Source organism: Fluviicola taffensis DSM 16823 (assembly GCF_943372375.1).
Lineage (GTDB): Bacteria > Bacteroidota > Bacteroidia > Flavobacteriales_D > Crocinitomicaceae > Fluviicola > Fluviicola taffensis_A.
This window is the reverse complement of sequence record NZ_CALRYJ010000029.1, coordinates 14,765-35,359: the sequence shown is the minus strand read 5'-3', so window position 1 is coordinate 35,359 and position 20,595 is coordinate 14,765. Positions and strand designations below refer to the sequence as shown.

20 protein-coding genes are annotated in these 20,595 nt (G+C 39.4%); 13 read left to right on the top strand and 7 right to left on the bottom strand.

Annotation, left to right across the window (positions count from 1 at the left end; all coding sequences use genetic code 11):
• Together AAG807_RS20905 and AAG807_RS20900 are read left to right on the top strand one after the other, a co-directional pair.
• The coding region (locus tag AAG807_RS20905) for a T9SS type A sorting domain-containing protein (protein ID WP_341908437.1) at positions 1-1,062 on the top strand (1,062 nt) is incomplete at its 5' end.
• Between the two features lie 981 nt (positions 1,063-2,043).
• Positions 2,044-3,699: a S41 family peptidase gene (locus tag AAG807_RS20900; protein WP_341908436.1), complete on the top strand. Its 1,656-nt coding sequence runs from the start codon at positions 2,044-2,046 to the stop codon at positions 3,697-3,699.
• Between the two features lie 62 nt (positions 3,700-3,761).
• Here the strand turns inward: AAG807_RS20900 and AAG807_RS20895 are convergent, their stop codons facing one another.
• The 7 genes from AAG807_RS20895 to AAG807_RS20865 form a co-directional block, all read right to left on the bottom strand.
• Complete coding sequence (locus AAG807_RS20895) at positions 3,762-6,887, bottom strand: T9SS type A sorting domain-containing protein (protein ID WP_341908435.1); 3,126 nt, start codon at positions 6,885-6,887, stop codon at positions 3,762-3,764.
• Between the two features lie 208 nt (positions 6,888-7,095).
• Entirely contained in the window at positions 7,096-7,971 is an 876-nt protein-coding gene (locus AAG807_RS20890) for an alpha/beta hydrolase (protein WP_341908433.1), read from the bottom strand.
• A 4-nt stretch (positions 7,972-7,975) separates the two neighbouring features.
• Positions 7,976-8,470 carry an SRPBCC domain-containing protein gene (locus AAG807_RS20885; RefSeq protein ID WP_341908431.1) on the bottom strand — a complete coding sequence of 165 codons (495 nt, stop codon included), beginning with the start codon at positions 8,468-8,470 and terminating at the stop codon, positions 7,976-7,978.
• Positions 8,467-8,787: a metalloregulator ArsR/SmtB family transcription factor gene (locus tag AAG807_RS20880; RefSeq protein ID WP_341908430.1), complete on the bottom strand. Its 321-nt coding sequence runs from the start codon at positions 8,785-8,787 to the stop codon at positions 8,467-8,469. Before AAG807_RS20880 ends, AAG807_RS20885 begins: the two co-directional genes overlap by 4 nt.
• A 205-nt stretch (positions 8,788-8,992) precedes the next feature.
• Entirely contained in the window at positions 8,993-9,586 is a 594-nt protein-coding gene (locus AAG807_RS20875) for a short chain dehydrogenase (RefSeq protein ID WP_341908428.1), read from the bottom strand.
• Between the two features lie 24 nt (positions 9,587-9,610).
• Positions 9,611-9,850, bottom strand: coding sequence for a hypothetical protein (locus AAG807_RS20870; protein ID WP_341908427.1), 240 nt, complete (start codon positions 9,848-9,850; stop codon positions 9,611-9,613).
• Positions 9,851-9,927: 77 nt separating this feature from the next.
• Entirely contained in the window at positions 9,928-10,782 is an 855-nt protein-coding gene (locus tag AAG807_RS20865; RefSeq protein ID WP_341908425.1) for an AraC family transcriptional regulator, read from the bottom strand.
• Positions 10,783-11,249: 467 nt separating this feature from the next.
• Here AAG807_RS20865 and AAG807_RS20860 point away from each other — a divergent pair, with 467 nt between their 5' ends.
• From AAG807_RS20860 to AAG807_RS20810, 11 genes are all read left to right on the top strand, one after another.
• A complete protein-coding gene (locus AAG807_RS20860) occupies positions 11,250-11,840 on the top strand; it encodes a Crp/Fnr family transcriptional regulator (protein WP_341908423.1) in 591 nt (196 codons plus the stop codon).
• A gap of 120 nt (positions 11,841-11,960) precedes the next feature.
• Positions 11,961-12,536 carry a Crp/Fnr family transcriptional regulator gene (locus tag AAG807_RS20855; RefSeq protein ID WP_341908420.1) on the top strand — a complete coding sequence of 192 codons (576 nt, stop codon included), beginning with the start codon at positions 11,961-11,963 and terminating at the stop codon, positions 12,534-12,536.
• Between the two features lie 136 nt (positions 12,537-12,672).
• The gene (locus AAG807_RS20850) at positions 12,673-14,475 is read left to right on the top strand and encodes an amidohydrolase (protein WP_341908418.1); all 1,803 of its coding nucleotides are present in this window, start codon (positions 12,673-12,675) and stop codon (positions 14,473-14,475) included.
• Between the two features lie 131 nt (positions 14,476-14,606).
• Positions 14,607-15,041: a nuclear transport factor 2 family protein gene (locus AAG807_RS20845; RefSeq protein ID WP_341908416.1), complete on the top strand. Its 435-nt coding sequence runs from the start codon at positions 14,607-14,609 to the stop codon at positions 15,039-15,041.
• 130 nt (positions 15,042-15,171) lie between these two features.
• Positions 15,172-16,047 carry a pirin family protein gene (locus AAG807_RS20840; protein WP_341908414.1) on the top strand — a complete coding sequence of 292 codons (876 nt, stop codon included), beginning with the start codon at positions 15,172-15,174 and terminating at the stop codon, positions 16,045-16,047.
• Between the two features lie 6 nt (positions 16,048-16,053).
• A complete protein-coding gene (locus tag AAG807_RS20835) occupies positions 16,054-17,130 on the top strand; it encodes an alkene reductase (protein ID WP_341908412.1) in 1,077 nt (358 codons plus the stop codon).
• Between the two features lie 39 nt (positions 17,131-17,169).
• Positions 17,170-17,712: an NADPH-dependent FMN reductase gene (locus AAG807_RS20830; RefSeq protein ID WP_341908410.1), complete on the top strand. Its 543-nt coding sequence runs from the start codon at positions 17,170-17,172 to the stop codon at positions 17,710-17,712.
• A 13-nt stretch (positions 17,713-17,725) separates the two neighbouring features.
• A complete protein-coding gene (locus AAG807_RS20825; protein ID WP_341908409.1) occupies positions 17,726-18,469 on the top strand; it encodes an SDR family oxidoreductase in 744 nt (247 codons plus the stop codon).
• 3 nt (positions 18,470-18,472) lie between these two features.
• A complete protein-coding gene (locus AAG807_RS20820) occupies positions 18,473-18,964 on the top strand; it encodes a PaaI family thioesterase (RefSeq protein ID WP_341908407.1) in 492 nt (163 codons plus the stop codon).
• A gap of 201 nt (positions 18,965-19,165) precedes the next feature.
• Positions 19,166-20,005, top strand: coding sequence for an MBL fold metallo-hydrolase (locus tag AAG807_RS20815; protein ID WP_341908405.1), 840 nt, complete (start codon positions 19,166-19,168; stop codon positions 20,003-20,005).
• The gene (locus AAG807_RS20810) at positions 19,999-20,463 is read left to right on the top strand and encodes a nuclear transport factor 2 family protein (RefSeq protein ID WP_341908404.1); all 465 of its coding nucleotides are present in this window, start codon (positions 19,999-20,001) and stop codon (positions 20,461-20,463) included. Before AAG807_RS20815 ends, AAG807_RS20810 begins: the two co-directional genes overlap by 7 nt.
• Positions 20,464-20,595: the final 132 nt, after the last annotated feature.

Here is a 20,595-nt window from a genome sequence, read left to right as displayed (position 1 = left end):
CCGTCGACTTCTACCCTTTCTGAAACGGAATGTGGATCTTACACATGGCATGGAACAACTTATTCTACTTCCGGTGCATATACTTGGACAGGAACAAACGCTGCCGGATGTGATTCAATCGTTACTTTGAACCTGACAATCACTCAGCCATCAACTTCTACTCTTTCAGAAACGGAATGCGGTTCATACTCATGGCATGGAACAACTTACACTACTTCCGGTGCATATACTTGGACAGGAACAAACGCTGCAGGATGTGATTCAATCGTTACTTTGAACCTGACAATCACTCAGCCATCAACTTCTACCCTTTCTGAAACAGAATGCGGTTCGTACACATGGCATGGAACAACTTACACTACTTCCGGTGCATATACTTGGACAGGAACGAACGCTGCGGGTTGTGATTCTATCGTTACATTGAACTTAACAATCACTCAGCCGTCGACTTCTACTCTTTCAGAAACGGAATGCGGTTCGTACACATGGCATGGAACAACTTACACCACTTCCGGTTCATATACTTGGACAGGAACTAACGCTGCCGGATGTGATTCTATCGTTACTTTGAATTTAACAATCCAATCTGTCAATGTATCTGTAACAGTGCAGGGAGCTACCATGACTTCGGGAGAAGCCGGAGGTACTTACCAATGGGTGAAATGTGATGGTTCGTTCACTGCTATCAGCGGTGCAACTTCCCAAACTTACACACCAACATCGAATGGTTCTTATGCTGTAATCGTTACCGGAGCTAATGGCTGTGCTGATACGAGCGCTTGCGTCAACATCACAAACGTTGGATTGGAAAGCCTTTCTTTCGGAGCTGAATTAAAAGCATACCCGAATCCAACTTTGGGCAATGTAAAAATTGACTTGGGAGAAACGCAGCACGATATCACTCTAACAGTCCGCGATGCACTTGGAAGAATCGTTGAGCAATACCAGTACGAAGAAATACAATCCATTGATCTGAATATGCCGGAAGCGCGCGGTGTTTATTCACTGACGCTGACTACTCAGGAAGGCAGATCAGCGATTTTACAGATTGTGAAGCAGTAAATCTAATAGTTATCAGAAAGCATTCCTACGGGGATGCTTTTTGGTTTTATTGGAATTCATTATTAACCGCGAAGAGTGGAAGAACGCAAAGTCGCTCATTTCAATTGATCCCGGTTTTATGAGTGTATTTTAAGTGATTGCGCAAAAGTATGCAACAATCGATTAATGCTGTTTGATAGTATTTTTCCCACGGATCCCGATAGAAATCGGGACACGGAGGAACCACGGAAGTAAATGGTTAGAGTTAGTATCGGAAAAACTCTGTTCGTCTGTGGGAAGACAATTGCAATGCACATTCATTCTTATTTTTTTCCACGGATCCCGATAGAAATCGGGACATGGAGGAACACGGAAGTAAATGGTTAGAGTTAGTATCGGAAAAACTCTGTGCTCGTCTGTGGGAAGACAATTGTAATGCACATTCATTCTTATTTTTTTCCCACGGATCCCGATAGAAATCGGGACACCGAAGAACACGGAAGTAAATGGTTAGAGTTAGTATCGGAAAAACTCTGTGCTCGTCTGTGGGAAGACAATTGTAATGCACATTCATTCTTATTTTTTTCCCACGGATCCCGATAGAAATCGGGACACGGAAGAACACGGAAGTAAATGGTTAGAGTTAGTATCGGAAAAACTCTGTGGCTCGTCTGTGGGAAGACAATTGCAATGCACATTCATTCTTATTTTTTTCCCACGGATCCCGATAACTATGGGTACACGCAAGTGTACAGAAGTAATGGATTAGTTGATTGGATCTAAACAATCACACCGCATTTGCATTAATTTACATTCATTAACCTACTGCTTCAATGCACTGATACATCTTTGTAGCAAACCAATGCGATGATATTGACATTTCTGCACAAAAACTATTGGCTTGCTCTGAGCTGTCTATTTCTAATCTCCTGTGAAGCGGGCAAAAAATCTGTTGATTTATTGAGTGAACCCATCGGCAGTGTAATCCTTAAAAGCTCTATAGTGGAAAAGATAAAAGAGTTGGATCACAAACCGGTAGAAGAACGCATTGCCCGCTATTACCAATTGAAAAAAGATAGTTTGGATTGGTATAACTTCCGGGATGAAGATGGACTGACCATGTATGGCTATTCCCTACTTTGGTCCGACAAGGCCCAGGAAGCAATTGCCATTTTTCAGTTACTTGCTAATGAATTCCCCAACTCGTCCAATGCATACGATTGCCTCGGTGATGCCTATCTCGGTAATGGAGACAACACTTCTGCACTGAAAAACTACCGGATTTCACTGGAAATGAACCCTGAAAACTTCCACGCCGAAGATCAAATTCTATTGATCCAGTTTCCTGACAGTGTTTATCCAACTCCCCAGGAGAAATTCTCACAAATCTTTACAGCAGAACAATACCAGGCAGATTTGGATAAACTCGGGGAACTGCTATTGAAGATACACCCAAGTGCACTTAAGTTCATTTCGAAGGAAGCTTTCCTTGCGGTTATCGAATCCAAAAAAGCATTGATCACAAACCACACAACTTACGGTGAATTCACTTGGCATTGCAGTGAAGTCGTTGCAAGCGTACATTGTTCACATACATCCGGAGGATTTTATTACGAGAATGAAATGCTACCCGATGCTTTCCGTTTTCCGGTACAAACTCACCTGGTTGCTGGTCATTTGTATGTGGTCGATCCGCTCAACAACGCCGGTAAAGTCAAGCGGAAAGATGAGATCACGCATATCAACGGAGTTTCCATCCCAAACCTCGTTAAAGCTGTCTACCCTCACATTTCTACTCAGGGGATGATCCAGACAACCAAGCGTCATGTATTCAATTGGTGGTCTACCGGGATGATTGCCTATGCTCTTGGTCTTCCCGAAAAATTTACCGTCACCATAAAAGGGAAAGACCAACCCGTTGAATTGAACCCAATTGAAACATTCCGTGCTCCATACGATGATCCCTTGCACCAATGCAGAGGACTCTGCTTGGAAATCAGCAAAGACAAGACGGCAATTCTTACCATCGAGTCATTCAACTATTATCCCTGGAACAATCTCACTGTCTTCACCCATTTTATCGACAGCACCTTTCTGGAAATTAAAAAGAAAGGCGTTCAGGACCTGATCATTGATGTACGTTTCAACTTCGGGGGCTCTTCGGAATCCAGTATTTACCTGCTGCGATATCTTGCCAAAAAACCATTTACCTATTACTCCAAAGCTGAATTCGAAGGAAAGACGCAACCTTTGTATGGAGAAAGTAAAATCACCCCCTTTGAAAAACGCTACCAAGGCAAACTTTGGTTCCTCATGGACGGTATCGGGAATTCAACTACCGGTCACTTCATGTCACTTGTCAAAACCTGGGACCTGGGTCCCATCATTGGTGAGGAATTAGGCTCTAATCAATTCTGTTCTGCCGGACAAAAAATCTGTAGGTTAAAAAACACCAAGATGCTTGTTTTCATAGCAAACAATGTACACCAATCAACAGCCGTATCACTCCCGGATGAGACGGGAATCTTACCGGACTATTACGTAAGTCAAAGTATCGAAGACTATTTTGACGAAAGGGATGTGGTGAAAGAATATGCATTCGATTTGATCCTGAAAAGCCGAAAAAATCCAAAACAGAGTACAGTCACTTCGGATTAAAATGATAAAAAACAAAAAGCCCTGACGATATACTGTCAGGGCTTCTCCTTTGTCTGAACTATTTATTTATTGAACAAAACGATTTTCTTCACAATAGATGATCCGTTTTCGAATTGAACACGCGTCAAATAGGTTCCGTTCATCAATCCTGTGAGGTTCGTAGTGAACAAAGTGGAACCTTCGCTTAGATCCATCTTATCGGATAGAACCACATTCCCCATCAGGTCAATGATACTTACAGTTGCTGCTTCGCTTTTCGAAACATTGTTCACTTGAATGGTCAAATGATCGCTTGCCGGAACCGGATATAGATCCATCGTCACACCGTTCACTCCTGTTTGTACCTCATCGATACTTGCCGGTTCGTCCAATGTATTCACTGTTGTATTGGTCGTGATCGGCGCATTGTAATCGAAATAGATGTTTGCCGTATTGGTGAATTCCGTTCCTACAGGATTCGATACTTTACGTTCGATGCTGTAATGTACCAATGCAGAACTCAAGGCATCACCGTAAGCACTTTTCCATGGTAAATGGATATTCGCAAAGGTGAAAGTCACCAATCCTGTTTCGCTCATTGTTGTAGTGTATTCATAATCCGAATACCCCGGTTTGAAAGTGGTCCAGTCCAGATCCGCATCCAACTGATCGGTCACCCGGATGTTCTGAGCAAAATAAGTTCCTTCATTCTGGAAGTGGATCGTATAATCGAATTCTTTTGTTTCCAAAGGAACCAATCCTGTCACTCCTGTTCCTCTTGGAGAAACTTCCTTGTAATTCGGGTCATAAGAACCAATCACATTTGTCTGATATGCATTCACATTATTCCAGGGAGAATTATCCAACAACCAGTTCACATCGATTGGAGCTGCACTCGCAACCGTGTCGCCGAAATTAACTAAGGTTCCTAATGGAATGGTTGTAGATGTATTGTAGTTTAAAAGCATCACTTGCGTACCATTCGGAGTCAAGGAAGGGAAAAAACCGGATTGTACACTGTAATTATCCGGTTGCAGCACAGGACTTAATTGCACTAAGCCAGGTGAGGTTGCGGAGGCATAAGACAATTGCCCGTCGTGTTTGTACCCCATTTCGATTCCTGATTCGGTAATGGTCCCTTCATTTCTTACGATCACTTTTTGCTGGTAAGCATTCCCCGGAATCGGAGGAATAGTTGAATTTACCGTGATAATTTTCAAGTCATGTAATGGATTCACAGCATTGGAGAAATCCACGACGTTATTACAACCTGTAGCTGCAACCACACTCACTGAGTTACTATTGCTTTGACAAGCTGATAAAGGATAATATTGGTTCACTTGTTCGGAAATCGTATACGTTCCTGTTGGTACCTGGAAGCTGTAGTGTCCGGTTGCATCTGTAAATGTGTATCCGAAACCTGAACAATGGATCATGATGTTCTCCACTCCATTTTCACCTGAATCATGGATACAATCTGCGTCCGCATCCACGTACACATCCCCTTCGATTGTACAATAGCAGTTTTGGCTGGTATTCGCATTGTTGATCCAGAAATGTTCACTGCCGCTACATCCGTTCATATCCGTCACAATTACATAATAGTCATCCACTCCTAAACCTGTTGCGATCTGGGTGGTTGCTCCATTGGAATAAGCATAAGAATACGGAGCGGTTCCTCCACTCACGATTGTATTTGCAGATCCATCCGTATTGTAGATACAAGTTGCATTCACTGTGGATACACCCACATTAAGAGGCGAAGTTGCATAGATGATCGTTGATTTTGTGACTGAACAACCCAAAGCATCCGTAATCACACAAGAATAAGTTCCCAACGGAACACTACTGATCGAACTGGTTGTTGCTGCGTTACTCCAAAGATAAGTGAATGGTCCGTTTGTTCCGGTGACAACCGCTGTTGCTGTTCCTGTCGTAGCCGGACAAACCACTGTAGATGCATTAATCCCTGCATTGATCACACTGATCGGAGCGATAACTACAGCTCCGTTTCTGGTACAACCAAGCGCATCAGTTACCTCGAAAGCATAGGTTCCGGGAGGAACATTCGAGATCGTCGGACCGGTAACGGATGGATTTGAAATCCAGGAATAGCTATAAGGTGCCGAACCGCCTGTTGGTGTTAAGGTAGCTGAACCTGTTGCTGAAGTACATTGACTCGGTGAAGTTGTATACGTAACGTTTATCGGAGTATTGTTGCCTATGTAAGCATATCCTTGCCCGACACAACCATTTGCATCCGTTGCGATTACGGTATAAGAGTTACCTCCTGACAAATTGCTGGCAGTATTCCCTGTCTGACCATTACTCCAGGAATAAGTGTAGGGATTAACACCACCCGAACCAAATGCCATGGCTCCCCCATTCGTTTGAACGCAAGTAGCATTTGTAACCGTCGTATTTACAAAAATCTGTGGGTTTTGAACCACACTTGCACCCAAATTATTCGATTGGCAACCTTGAGCATCCGTTATTACCACAGGATAAAATCCCTGGCTCAACCCGGTGATCGATGAAGTTGTAGCCCCATTGACCCATAGATAGGAATAAGGAGCCACCCCGCCTGAAGCGACTGCTGTTGCTGTTCCATTGGTGCAGCTTGCAGGTGTTGTATTGATTGAAGCTGTGATATTTGACAATTGTGTGATATAGATATTCGTATCATTTATCTGCAGTAAACAACCTGTAGTCTGGTCCAGGATTTCTCCTTCATAAGACCCAACCGGAACACTTGCATTATTCCCGTTATAGGAAATGGAAGTTTGCGTGTTTGTCCAGGTATAAGTGAATGGTCCGGGAGTTCCACTCACCTGAACCGCACTGATCGTTCCCATGGTAGCCGGACAGATCGGAGAAATTCCGCTTATATCAAAGTAAAAGGAGGGTGTATAGCTGTTTTGCGAATATCCGGAAACACCACCGCCTGTTGCCTGGCAATAGATGTAGTTATCACTGGACATGGCGATATTCGTCAACTGATCCGTTGCGGAATTCACATTCGCGTGAACAACTGTCGTCCCATTCACGTAATACGTGTAGGTAATCGGAAGTGGGATTCCGGAGGTAGTGACTGTGTAAATACCGTCGTTATTACACGGTATTTGTGTCATCGTTCCTGTTGCTGTTTGACCCATCGCATGGAGGGTAAGTCCTAACAGGAAGAGAATAGAGAGATTGAGGTTTTTCATACTGTTCTTTTTTTATTGATACATCATAGACTCCTTATCATATGATAAGTTGCATGAATAGAAACGGATGGTTTACCTTCAGAGGGGGGGAAGGTGAAAATAAAAAACAACAAACTTCTAAAATGATCTTGAAAAATTGAATACATAGAAGGATTAAAGCTTAAAATATGCTTTATACTCCATCCTCATACTCGAAAACAAGATTGCACTACTTTAAAAAACCGTCCAGGTAATTCCATAGTGTTTTCGTTTGCATCATCAAACTCACATGTCCCTGCGAAGGAACAATGGCTAGCTGCGATTTGGGCATACCCACAAAATCTCCAAGGACGTCCCCTCCCAATAGTCGATACGTTTTTATCAATTCTATTTTATCCAAGCCGTCATTGTCGCCCGCAATCAATAGTACAGGCGAAGTAATTTTTGCAATGTTTGTTTCCCCCATGTTGTACGGTTCCCCGGCTAAAGCAATCATCTGTTCCAGGAATTTGGTCCAGTTCGTTTTGTCCGGTGCCACTGCATCATATGCGGTTTGCATAGGAGTATCTGTAAATAATTCAGGCTTCATCTCTTTAAACGCATTGGTTACTTCCGGCAACCAACCATCACTTTTATAGGTAGAAGAAATGATCACCAATTTCCCAACCCTTTTCGGACTTTGTATTGCCAACTGGTAAGCCACAGAGCCGCCAAAACTGTATCCCACGATATCTGCACTGTCAACTTTCAGGTAATCCATTATTTTTTCCACATCACTTGCCAAAGTAACACGCGATAATTTTCTGTCTGAAAAGGGTGTGTGCCCGTGTCCCTGCAATTCAATGGCAATCACTTTTCTTGTTTTTGACAGCTCAGGTATTAATTCCCCCCAGTTCATGTCTATGGTCATAAAAGCGCCATGCAGCAAAACGATCGGCCTACCCTCACCGTAAACTTCATAATAAACTTTCAAGCCATTAACCGGTGCGTAACCACTGGCGGCGGGTTTATTTTGCTGGCAGTTGGATTGAAATCCTGTTAAGAAAAGTACAGCAATCAATACCAGCGATTTGGAGGCACTAAATCTATTCAATACTCTTTTCATGGGTTCATTTTTTTAAAGTGGTCAATAGTTCACCTAGTTCGTTCAAGGTCATGGTGAAACCTTCCTTGAAGCCCATCTCAATCATTCTCTCCAATCGTTCAAGCGATTCATTGTAAATGGTAATGCTCACTTTAGTGATCCCGTTTTGTTCCGTAAAATTCAAATCCCAATTGGAACCCGGTAAATGTGGTGTTTCGTCTGCATCTGCAAAAACGCTGAAGTATTTGAAATTGGTTTTCGGATTGATGGAAGTATAGTCCTGAATCTGCCAGTTTTCATTTCCTTCCGGGCTAACCATCGCGTAGAATCTTCTTCCGCCCTCTTTGAAGTTCATGAACTTTGTTTTTGAAGCGAAAGGCTTAGGTGCCCACCATTGGTCCAGAAGTTCCGGTTTGGTGAATGCGTCCCAAACAAGTGAAAGTTCTGCATTGAATTCCCGGATTACTGAAACCGATTTGGTTGATTTGTCAACCGTGAAGTCAACTAATAGATTGTTCATTTTTCATTTTTTTTAAGGGTTGCTAATACATCGTCTAATTGATTGAATCGAGTCTCCCAGATTTTTCGGAATTGCTCTATCCATTTATCTATTTCTTTCATTTTGTCAATTTCAAGAGAGTAATAGATCTCTCTTCCTTTTTGTTCCTGCTTCACCAATTCGCATTCCGTCAAAATGCGTAAATGTTTTGACACAGCTTGTCGCGTTGTATTGAAGTTTTCGGCAATAGCATTGGGTGTCATGGCTTGTAGAGCTATTAAAACGATTATGGCTCGTCTTGTTGGGTCTGCAACTGCTTGAAAAATGTCTCTTCTCATTTGTCTGTTTACTTATTTATGAAACCAATTGATTGCGAATATATGCGCAACTTTTCGGTTTCCCAAATTTATTTTCATTTTTTTAAGGTACAGGTGGTGAATCATGAACACGAAAAAGCATCATCCACGGTGGCAGACAATGCTTTTTCTCCCGGTGTCTTCAGGCGGGGAAATCTCCTGACACTTTTGGAGGATCCGGAACAGCTTATGGTTTGATAACTTGTCCCGTGTTTGCTCCAAACACGCTTTTCCTAAAAGCAAACTCCAATTCTCGCATTGTTACCGGAACATCTCCCGGAAAGTATGGAAAGTATTGTGGCGAATTTTCGATAACAGTTGGACTTACTGCGTTAATTCGTATTCCGTTTTTCAGCTCTATGGCAGCTGCCCGTACAAAACCATCTACAGCTCCGTTTGCCGCTGAAGCATTGGCAAAATTCAATTGTGGATCGTGTGACAAAGCTCCGGTAATTAGTGTAAATGATCCTTTGGGGTTGATGTATCGCTGACCAATCAAAACGAGGTTGATTTGTCCCATCATTTTTCCATCAACACCTTTCCTGAAAGTTTCATTCGTAAGTGTCTCCCAAGGACCAACGTATGAAGGACCAGCGGTTGATATTAAAGCGTCAAACTCCCCCACTTGCCTGAACATATTTTCAATGGATTCTGTGGAGGTAATGTCTACCTGAACATCGCCACTTTTGGTCCCTACTTTGATAATTTCATGTTCATTTTCAAAAGCTTTGCTTAGATATTCTCCCATCGTGCCAAAAGCTCCTACCATGATGATTTTCATATTGATTTGATTTAAAGTTTACTATTAATTGGTTGAATTCTTTTTGAATTCTTTGGGTTGAAAGGCTTTCTTTAAAAGAGCATCCAATAAAGGAACACCAACAAATACAATCCATGGAACGAGTGTAATTGTCAATAAGAATGTACGTTGATATAGTGGTAATCCGGATAGCGGTTTCCCCAATAAGAAAAGGAAAAGTGTAATTGAAGGATATATGACTATCCAAATTTTCAACGCCATTATCAATCGAGCTTTTATCTTCATATCATGAATTGATTTTTTGACAAAAGTACAAGCGAACCATTCCTTACATGTAGGACAATTATTGAGTCAAATAGGACTTATTTAAAATTATTCCTGAATGCTTCGGGAGAAAGGGTTGTATTCTTTTTGAAAAACCGAATGAAGTACGAAACATCTTCAAAACCAAGTAAAAAAGCAATCTCCTTTACTTGATTCGATGTTGCCAGTAGTAACCTTTTTGATTCTAAAATCAATTGATCGTTAATCAATTCGGAAACGGTTTTCCCCATCACCTCTTTCGTAATCCGATTCAATTGATATACGGAAACTCCGAGTATGTTGGCATATTCAATTACTGTTTTATGTTCTGAGACATAACGCTCCAATAATTCCAAAAATTCTTCAAAACGTTCTTGCTCATAGGAAAGTTCTAACGATGGGTTTTGATTTGGTGAGCTACTTTGTCGTAAAAACTCAATAAAAAAGATTTCAAGATTGGCTCTGATCAAATCGGTATATCCCATTTCTTTATCGGCATGTTCCGTATGAATGGTGGTCAATGTAGTATAGAGACGCTCAAACCGATGCTGAGTCAAAGCGCAAAAACTTTTAGAAGTCACTCTTCTCAAGCGCTGTTTACGTATAACATCATTTGGGATGTAGAACTCTGAACTGAATTCCATTAAAAATCCCCGACTCTCTTTATCCAGTTTTAGCTTATGAACCTGTCCGGGACGAAGAATAAATATCGAATGATCTACTACGGGATAACTTATAAAATCAATCTCATGTTCTCCACTCCCATTTTTGATAGCAAGTATAAAGAAGTACGTGTGCCTATGCAACCCATGAATCATTGACTCCCCATTCAGCAAAGATTCAATTGTTCTTATGCTGAATCCGTCTGTCGGGTTTTCCTTCGTATCTGAAATTTGCCTTACCGGAATTTCCATTGTTCATTAGACTTACTTTCAAAGATAAAATTTAGGGCTGAAAGTTTCTATTACAATCAATTGATTAAATCTACTCTTTTTTAAACAAGTTTAATCGTCCAATCGCAAAACTCAAGCATTGAAACCTTTTAATTTTAATTCATTATTGAATTCTGAAACCGAACGAACAGTATTATCTTGCATAGATTAAAGTTATAAAAAACAAACTTTAATTCTATGTTTGAGACAATCTAGCGAAGAAAGTTCCAAGTATTTACTCGAAGATTTAGAACAAATACTGGAGTGTGCATCTTCCCCCTCATTCTCATCCCGATTTCTACGAATTAACCAAATGAAAAAAATTCGGAGGACTAAAATCCTTAGTTCTATGATCAAACTTTGGTATTTTAGCATAGTTATAATACTTCAATTACCTTGCTTGAGTAACAAGTTTTGGTGAGGGTGACATTTTTAAAAGAAATCATAAGATGAAAGAACTTCTAAAACAAAGCATCACCAAACATATTGATCTTTCAGAATCTGAAACAGAAGCATTTTGCAATTTATTCCAACAAAAGCGAATCGAGAAGAAGCTGTTTTTGTTGAAAGAAGGTGACGTTTGTAAGTTTGAAGGTTTTGTTCTAAAGGGGCTTTTTCGGGTCTATCATATCGACAGTAAAGGTTTTGAACAAATACTTTATTTTGCCATCGAAAATTGGTGGATTACGGATATTGATAGTTTCACCAATGAAAAACCGTCCCAACTTTTCATAGAAGCAATTGAAGACAGCGAAGTACTTTTGATTTCAAAAAAAGACAAAGAGTTTGCTTATATGCATATTCCTCAAATAGAAAAGTTATTTCGGGTGATGACCCAAAAAACACATGTTGCCCTGCAAAGAAGGATGATAGACAATTTGAGTAAAACCGCCGACCAGCGTTATATTGAATTTATTGAAAAATATCCGCAATTATTCCAACGACTCACCAATATTCAAATAGCCGCCTATTTAGGGATTAGTCATGAGTTTTTGAGCAAAATAAGAAAGAAAATTGCTGGAAAAATGAAGACGGGCTAACTGATTGAGCAACTTAAAGATTCTCTAGAATTTAGGTATGTTGATGAACAATTCAATTCATGATCATTACGTAACATTCTTTTACCTTTATATCGGTTTTAATTTAATCAATAACAATTTATGCACAAAAATCTTTTTAATTATATCAACCAACATACTGATTCAGTACTAAGTAAAGAAGAGGAACTATTGATTGAAGCTGCATTCAAATTCAAAAAAATGCGAAAAAAGCAATATTTTTTGCAAGAAGGTGAAGTGTGTAAACACGTTGGTTTTATTATAAAAGGTGCTATGAGACAATACAGTGTTGATGAAAAAGGTATTGAGCATATTGTACATCTTTACGTTGAAAACTACTGGGCTGGCGATCGGGAGAGCTCCATTATGCTTACACCTTCGCAATTCAATATTGATGCTTGGGAAGATACGGAAATGCTCATCATTACCCGTGCAGAAATGCTTAGTTTAATGGAAAAAATTCCGTCATTGGTAAAAATGATTCAAAAAATGGACGAAAGAAATGCCATAGCTTCACTGCGAAGATTAAGTTCTACGATTAGTAATACGGCAGAAAAACGCTACGAAGAATTTGCTGAGAATCATCCTCAATTTTTACAACGGTTTCCACAACATATCATTGCCTCCTATTTAGGCATTACAAAAGAAACTTTAAGCAGAATCAGAAAGAAAATCTAAACTAATTATCTATATAGATCCCGTACTTTTTATAAAGCGTTGATAAATATCAACGCTTTTTTTTATCATTTCTCATCATTGCGAAGCAAGCTTTCAATACAACTTTGTGTTGATAAAAATTATAAAAAATAAAGTTATGAAAAAAATAGCCGCATTGCTTATGGCAACTGTGTTTGCCTTTACACTAAAAGCTCAATCTAACGAGCCATTTGTAGGTGCCGATTTGATTGTTTATAATGCAAAGATTACCACACAAAGTCTACCTCAACCAGAAGCTTCAGCACTTGCCGTAAAAGGAGGAAGGATTTATGCTGTGGGCTCAGATACCGAAATACTTAGTCTGAAAGACAATCGTACCCAGCTGATTAATGCAGATGGCAAACGCCTGATACCGGGGCTAGAAGATGCACACATTCACCCGCTAAATGAAAGAAACTTTACTTACAAAGTACGATGGGATGGAGTACCTACACTTAAACGAGCATTGGAAATGCTGAGCGAACAAGCTCAACGAACTCCTGAAGGACAATGGGTAAAAGTAACTGGTGGCTGGTCGCCTTACCAGTTTAAGGAGCAGCGTCAACCGACTATTGAGGAGCTAAACAAAGCGGTATCCAACAGACCTCTTTTTGTGCAATATGCCTATAACAGAGTTTACCTTAATAAACTTGGAATGAAGGAGCTTGGACTTGGTACTGATAAGTTTCCAATGTTGCCCGGTACAGAGCTTCTTAAAGACAAAAAAGGTAATTACACCGGAGTAGTGGATGGATACACATTTACTTTCTTAGCTATGGAAGCTATGCTACCTCAACCTACTGCCGAAGAGCAGGTAAGCTCATTGACTTATGTTATTGATTATCTGAATAGATTTGGTGTTACCTCCGTTATTGATGCCACAAGTGTTGTCGGTTATCCGGAAGGGCATGCTCCCCTTCAAGCATTGGTAAATAGTAATCAATTAAACATCCGCTTTCCGTTTGTTGACCTTGGTTTTGGTGATTATAGTAGTAAAACATGGGTAGATGCAGAAATTAAGCGCATTACAAAACTGGCTCCAATAAGTCCTGGTCAAAACCTTCATCCAAACATGGAACACGGATACGAATATGAAGGCATGGGTGAAGCTCTGCGAGGTGAAATACACGACCATGAGAATTTTGACAAACCAGCATACATTATCGACAAAGATATGATGAACCAATATGCTGAAGAAGATGTTAGGAAACTGATAGAAAAAAGAATACCGTTTAGAATGCACATCAGTTATAACGAGAATATTACACCTTTCTTAGATGCACTAGAAAAAGTAAATAAAACTACGCCTATAGATGGAATGCGTTGGAGTATAGAACATGCGGAGACAATTACTCCTGAAAATATGGAAAGAGTAAGAAAACTTGGAGGTGGTATCGCCTTAGATGATAAAATGGCTTTACATGGCGATGGCTTTATCAAAACATACGGCAAGGAAAAAGCGTTGTATACCCCTCGTCTACGAGACTTGATGAATAGTGGGATTCCTTTGGCAATGACTTCTGATGGTTTTAGAGTTTCTCCGGGTAATCCTTGGATTGCGCTAAGTTGGGCTGTTACCGGAAAATCCGTGTCCGGTTCTGTAGTTTTGGCTGAAGACAACCGTTTAACTCGTGAAGAAGCTCTTAGAATGTACACTGTGGGAGCTGCTTGGTTTGAGCATCATGAAAATGAAAAAGGGAAAATTGCACCGGGCAATTTAGCTGATTTCGTTTTGCTAAGTGCCGATTATTTTACCGTGCCGGAAGATGAAATAAAAAATATCACCTCTTTATTGACTATTGTGGACGGAAGAGTTGTATTTGGTGCCGGAAAGTATAGCAACTTAACGCCTAAATTACCAGAACCAATCCCATTTTGGTCACCAATAAAATATTATGGAGGATACTATAATGAGAAATAATTTCTAAACGTGATAAAACCGTTGATAAATGTCAACGGTTTTTTTTATCATTTCTCATCGTTGCAAGACATGCTTCCATTGCAATTTTGAAGTGTTAAATCAATGAAGAAATAATCGTAAAAATTTAAAAAATGGACAACACAAATTTAAAAAACACTGCAGCTACTCAACTTCTTCGTAACAGCTTAGATACCTTTCTAGCCAAAGACATGAAAGGTTGGTCAGAACTTTGTGCAGATGACGTAGTGGCTGAATTTCCTTTTGCGCCAGAAGGCACGCCGGCACGCTTCGAAGGCCGTGATGCACTTTATGAATACTTGCGTAACTATCCAAGTTTTATAGATGTAAAATCTATCCCAACTTTGAGAATTTACGGTACCGATGACGAAAATGTAGCCATCGCTGAATGGAGTGCATCAGGAGTTGTAATTGGCAATGGTAATCCGTATGAAATGAGTTATGCTACCTTCGTTACCTTTCGTGACGGATTAATCGTAAACTACCGTGAATATTGGAATCCACAAGCTTTTCTGAAAGCAATGAGCGGTGGAAGTTTTGCTAGTTAACGAAGTAATAATTCCAAATAATCAATCCATAAATAAAAAACCGTTGACAAATGTCAACGGTTTTTTTTATCATACCTCATCGTTCTAAAGACTTTGATGAATGCAATTTTACATTATCAAAAATAAAGTAATGAAAAAACAAATAAGTTTTTCTGCAACAGGTTATGCCGCTGACTTAGGTCCATTAAAAATCCAACGAATCTTGCCGAATAGGTATACAAACAAAGTGGGGCCATTTGTATTTCTCGATTATGTAGCACCAGTAATTAAAGAAATCATAAACAAAAATGGTATGGGCGCACACCCACATCGGGGTATTGCAACATTGACTTATATTATTCAGGGGGAAGTTGAACATTTCGATAGTGCGGGTAATACTGCCAAAATACATTCGGGAGGCGCACAATGGATGAAAGCTGGAAATGGAATCATACACGATGAAAATTTTAATTATGATTCCCAGACAGCCAGTAAATACATTCACGGCTTTCAGTTTTGGATCAATCTACCGGCAAAGAATAAAGCCGAAAGTCCTGCTCATATTCCTATTCAAGCCAATGAGGTTCCAAAAAGAGTATTACCCAACGAAAGTGGATGGTTAAAAGTAATAGTAGGAAGCTATGAAGATCTGAGTTCCAAAATTCCCAATTATTCCGAACAGTTCTTGTATCATATTCAATTGGAAGCGGGAAAACAATTTTCGTTGGACGTAGAAAACAACATCGAAGTTGCTGCTTTTTTGCCCATGCAAAATATATTGCTAAACGATACTGAATTTCACAAGGGAGAATTGGTAGAATTTGATCAAAAAGCGGGTGAAATTGAACTGAAAAACACCTCCGGTAAAAGCGTTGACATCCTGTTATTTGGTGGTGAAACATATACAGAATCAATGGTAGCCGAAGGACCTTTTATTATGAACACCCAAGCAGAAATAGCAACTGCTTACCGTGATTTTCATGCGGGGAAATATGGAGAAATAAAAGTAACAACACAAAATAAGTAATCCGGGATGAAATTATTACAAGCAACTAAAATCGGAAACTTAGCCCTTTCCAACAGCATCGCAATGGCACCGATGACCCGTGCCCGTGGAGAAGGAAATGGAATTGCAAATGAATTAACCGTTTTATATTACACACAAAGAGCAAGTGCCGGATTGATCATTACAGAAGGGATCAATATCTCAGTGCAAGCGCTTGGAAGCCCTTTCACACTCGGAATCTATACCGAAGCACAAATAGCTGGTTGGAGAAAAGTAACTGATTCGGTGCACCAACAAGGAGGTAAGATTTTTGCTCAGCTTTGGCATACTGGTCGTGTAGCTCATTCAGTGGATAAAAATGGTGTTTTACCAGTTGCACCTTCAGCAATCGCTATTGATGGACAACAACATTTTTCTTCACAAGGACCAAAAGACTATGAAATACCAAGAGCATTGGAAACTGAAGAGGTGAAAAATATTGTTCAAGACTATAAACAAGCGGCAATAAATGCAATGGAAGCAGGTTTTGATGGTGTTGAATTACATGCTGCAACGGGCTATTTGCCCAATCAATTTTTAGCAGAAAGTGCCAATCAAAGAACCGATGAATACGGTGGAAGCATTGAAAACAGAAGTCGTTTTATTTTAGAAACAATGCGCATGATGGTGGAGGCAATTGGAAAAGATAAAGTAGCGATTAAATTATCTCCAAGTATTCCATTTAACAGTATTCTCGATAGCAACCCAATAGCAACCTATACTTATTTAATAAATGAACTTAACAAATTGCCTTTGGCATACATTCAATTAATGAATCCATTGTTTCTTCCGGAAGATAGTTTGCCTCAATATCCAAGAGATGTAATGGAAACACTAGGTAAATTGACCACCCATTTTTTAATTGCAAATGCAGGTTATACACGTGAAACAGGTGAACAAGAATTAGAAAAAGGAATAGCTAAAATGATTTCGTTTGGTGTACCATTTATTGCTAACCCCGATTTACCCAAACGATTTGAACTAAATGCTGTTCTCAATGAAGCTGATCCTGCCACCTTTTATGGCGGAAATGAAAAAGGATACACCGATTATCCAAGTTTATAATATCAAAAACTCAAAATAATAACTTTTAAAAATTTAAAAATGAAAATTTTAGCATTCGCGGGAAGTAACAGTTCTGCTTCTATCAACAAAAAATTAGTAACACATGCTACCACATTTTTTAAAGACCAATCAATCGAAATTTTGGATTTAAATGATTACGAAATGCCTTTATTTAGTGTGGATAAATTAGCAAAAAACGGCTTGCCTCAATTAGCCTTGGATTTTGCCAAAAAAATAGATGAAAGCCATTTACTTTTTATTTCGCTTGCAGAAAATAATGGAGCATATACAACTGCCTTCAAAAACATTTTCGATTGGATTTCGGTTATTCCGGAACGTAAAGCATTTTGGGGAGATAAACCAACTTTTGTTATGGCAACTTCTCCTGGTCCTAGAGGTGGAGCCTCCGTTTTAAATTTAGCAAAAACAACACTCCCCTATTATGGCGCAAAAGTGATTGAGACCTTTTCATTACCCAGTTTTTACGAAAATTTCAATGCAGAAAACAGAATTGTGAATGCGGAATTTGAAGCTGAACTAATTGCAAAAATCGAAAAAATAAAAGTGGATTTTTTGAAATAAACAAGTACTTATCATGACAACATCAACAAAAGTAGCCCTGATAACAGGGGCAGCAACAGGTATTGGACGTGCAATTGCCTTACGCTTAGCAAAAGACGGAATTGCAGTAGCCATCAACTATATAGGGAATTCAAAACAAGCAGAAGAAGTAGTTCATGAAATAAGAGAAGCTGGAGGAACCGCAGACGCATTTCCAGCAGATGTGAGTATTGTAGCAGAGATTGAAAAACTTTTTGGTGATGTTAGTACTGCATTTGGAGGAATCGACATTGTAGTGGCTAACGCTGGAATTGCGGTAATGGGTATTCCAATTGTCGATGTTACCGAAGCTGACTTTGACCGCATCAATGCTGTAAATTATAAAGGAACTTATTTTGTAATGCAACAAGCAGCTAAACATGTTAGAAATGGAGGACGTATCATTCAGATATCTTCATCCACTGCGCTATATCCGATTGCTGGATTTGGAATCTATTCTCCAAGTAAAGCGGCTGGAAAAGTGATCACAGAAATCCTTTCGCAAGAACTTGGTCCTCGTCAAATATCAGTCAATAGTATTTTTCCCGGCCCCACTGCTACACCTTTAATGTTAACCGAAGCTTCAAAAGAAGAATTGGACAGAATTGGACAAAGCATTAATTTAGGTAAAATGGGCTCCCCGGAGGATATTGCAGGTGTTGTTGCATTCTTGTCTGGTCCAGAAGGAACTTGGATAAATGGACAACAAATCGTTGTAAATGGTGGTGGTAGAATCTAACTTATGGAAAGAAAAAGGACATACGAATGGAGCGATCCAATTGCAAGTGCATTGAAAGCCAAAACCATGTCGGGTTTGGAATATTTACAAGCCATTTTTCAAGGTGAAATTCCGCCACCTCCGATTATGGCGACAATTGATACAATTCCAGTAAGTATTGAAGTTGGTTCGGTTGCGTTTTCATTTGAGCCAAAAGAATATCATTATAATCCTATTGGAACTGTTCACGGAGGAATAATTACAACCGTGTTAGATTCTGCGATGGGATGTTCCCTTCAATCAACTTTACCACAAGGTTTCTCCTATACAACATTGGAACTTAAAATCAACTTCATCAAGGCTGTTTCCTTTAAAAGCGGTAAAATGAACTCTGTAGGACGTATTATCCATTCTGGTAAAAGCACTGCACTTGTAGAAGCTGACCTTAGAGATGAATCAGGAACATTGTATGCACATGGAGTTTCAACCTGCTTGATTTTTAAAACACCCGATTAGAGAAAGACCAAGTTTGGCTGTTCAATCCTATTGACATTAGGATTGAACAGTTAGTCAATTCCATTCTTGAATTTCATTTATTGAACTTGTTCAATGTTTTCAGGATTGAATGATCTGATCTTTGTACCATCATTTAAAAGCAATTAAAAGATGACAAAAATTATTTCAATAACAGTATTATTAATCTTAATTTCATTCAAGATGGAAGCACAAACACCAAGTTTTAAAACAATTCAAACAGGCAATTTCACCATTCAAGTTTACAATGCATCAGAAAACAGTTTTGGTGTAGCATCGGTAATCGTATCCGGAAAAACAGATGCCGTTTTAATTGACGCACAATTTACATTGGCAGACGCAGAGAAAGTGGCGCAGGAGATCAAAAAATCGGGTAAAAAATTAACTTCGATTTATGTCTCACATGGCGATCCTGATTTTTATTTCGGTTTGGAAGTATTCAAAAAACATTTCCCGGAAGTTATTGCTTATGCTTCGCCGGCAACAGTAGATCATATCAAAGCAACAGCACAGAAAAAACTGGATGTTTGGGGAGAAAGATTGGGTAAAGCTATTACCTCAAATGTTGTTTTGCCGCAAGTATTAAAAGGAAACAACATTCAATTGGAAGGACAACAATTAGAGATTGTAGGCTTAGAAGAGTTTCCAACCAAAACCTTTGTTTGGATTCCTTCAATAAAAACAATCGTAGGTGGTATCAACGTTTTCGGAACCACATTCAACCTTTGGATGGCAGATGCTCAAACTACAGAAGCACGCAAACAATGGATTGATGTCTTGAATAAAATGGAAACATTGAATCCTGAAATTGTGATCCCTGCTCATGCTAATTCTGAAAGTCCGTTCGACATCAGTTCTGTAAAACACACCAAAAGCTATATTCAATTCTACGAAGAGGCTTTGAAAACCAACAAAACTTCGGAAGCATTGATCAAAGCAATCAAAACAAACTATCCAACACTTACTTTTGAAACAGCTCTGCAAATCGGCGCAAAAGTAAACACCGGAGAAATGAAATGGTAATAGAACGAATGATCTTCAGTCTGGCAGTGATTAGTGCATTGTCAGGCTGCTCTTTAAATCAAAAGAAAATGACCAATCTTGAAATTATAAAAAGCACCTACGAAGGAAAAACTTCGGAAGAAAATGGACGAAATTTGGCTAAATATGTAGCTGAAGACATCTCTTGGACAGAAGCCAAAGGATTTCCTTATGCAGGAACCTACATCGGTTTAGAGGAAGTCAGCAAAAATGTTTTTCACAGATTGGGAAGCGAATGGATTGATTACAAATTCAGTCCCGAAGATTATGTTGCCAGTGAAGACAAAGTTGTTGCTTACGGTACATACACCGGGACGAATAAAATTACCGGAAAGTATTTTGAAGCTAGAGTAGCTCACGTTTGGAAATTGAAAGACGGAAAAATCAGAAGTTTTGAACAATTTGTAGATAGCCAACCGGTAAACAACTCAATGAAATAGAGCACTTTAAATTCCCTCAGAGATCACACCTATCCCTGGAGAAAAAAGACAAATGACCAAATCTAAGTGTCAATTCGTCTAACCCTGATTTTGAATAAAAAAATAAATGCCTGCTTGAAGTGGGCATTTATC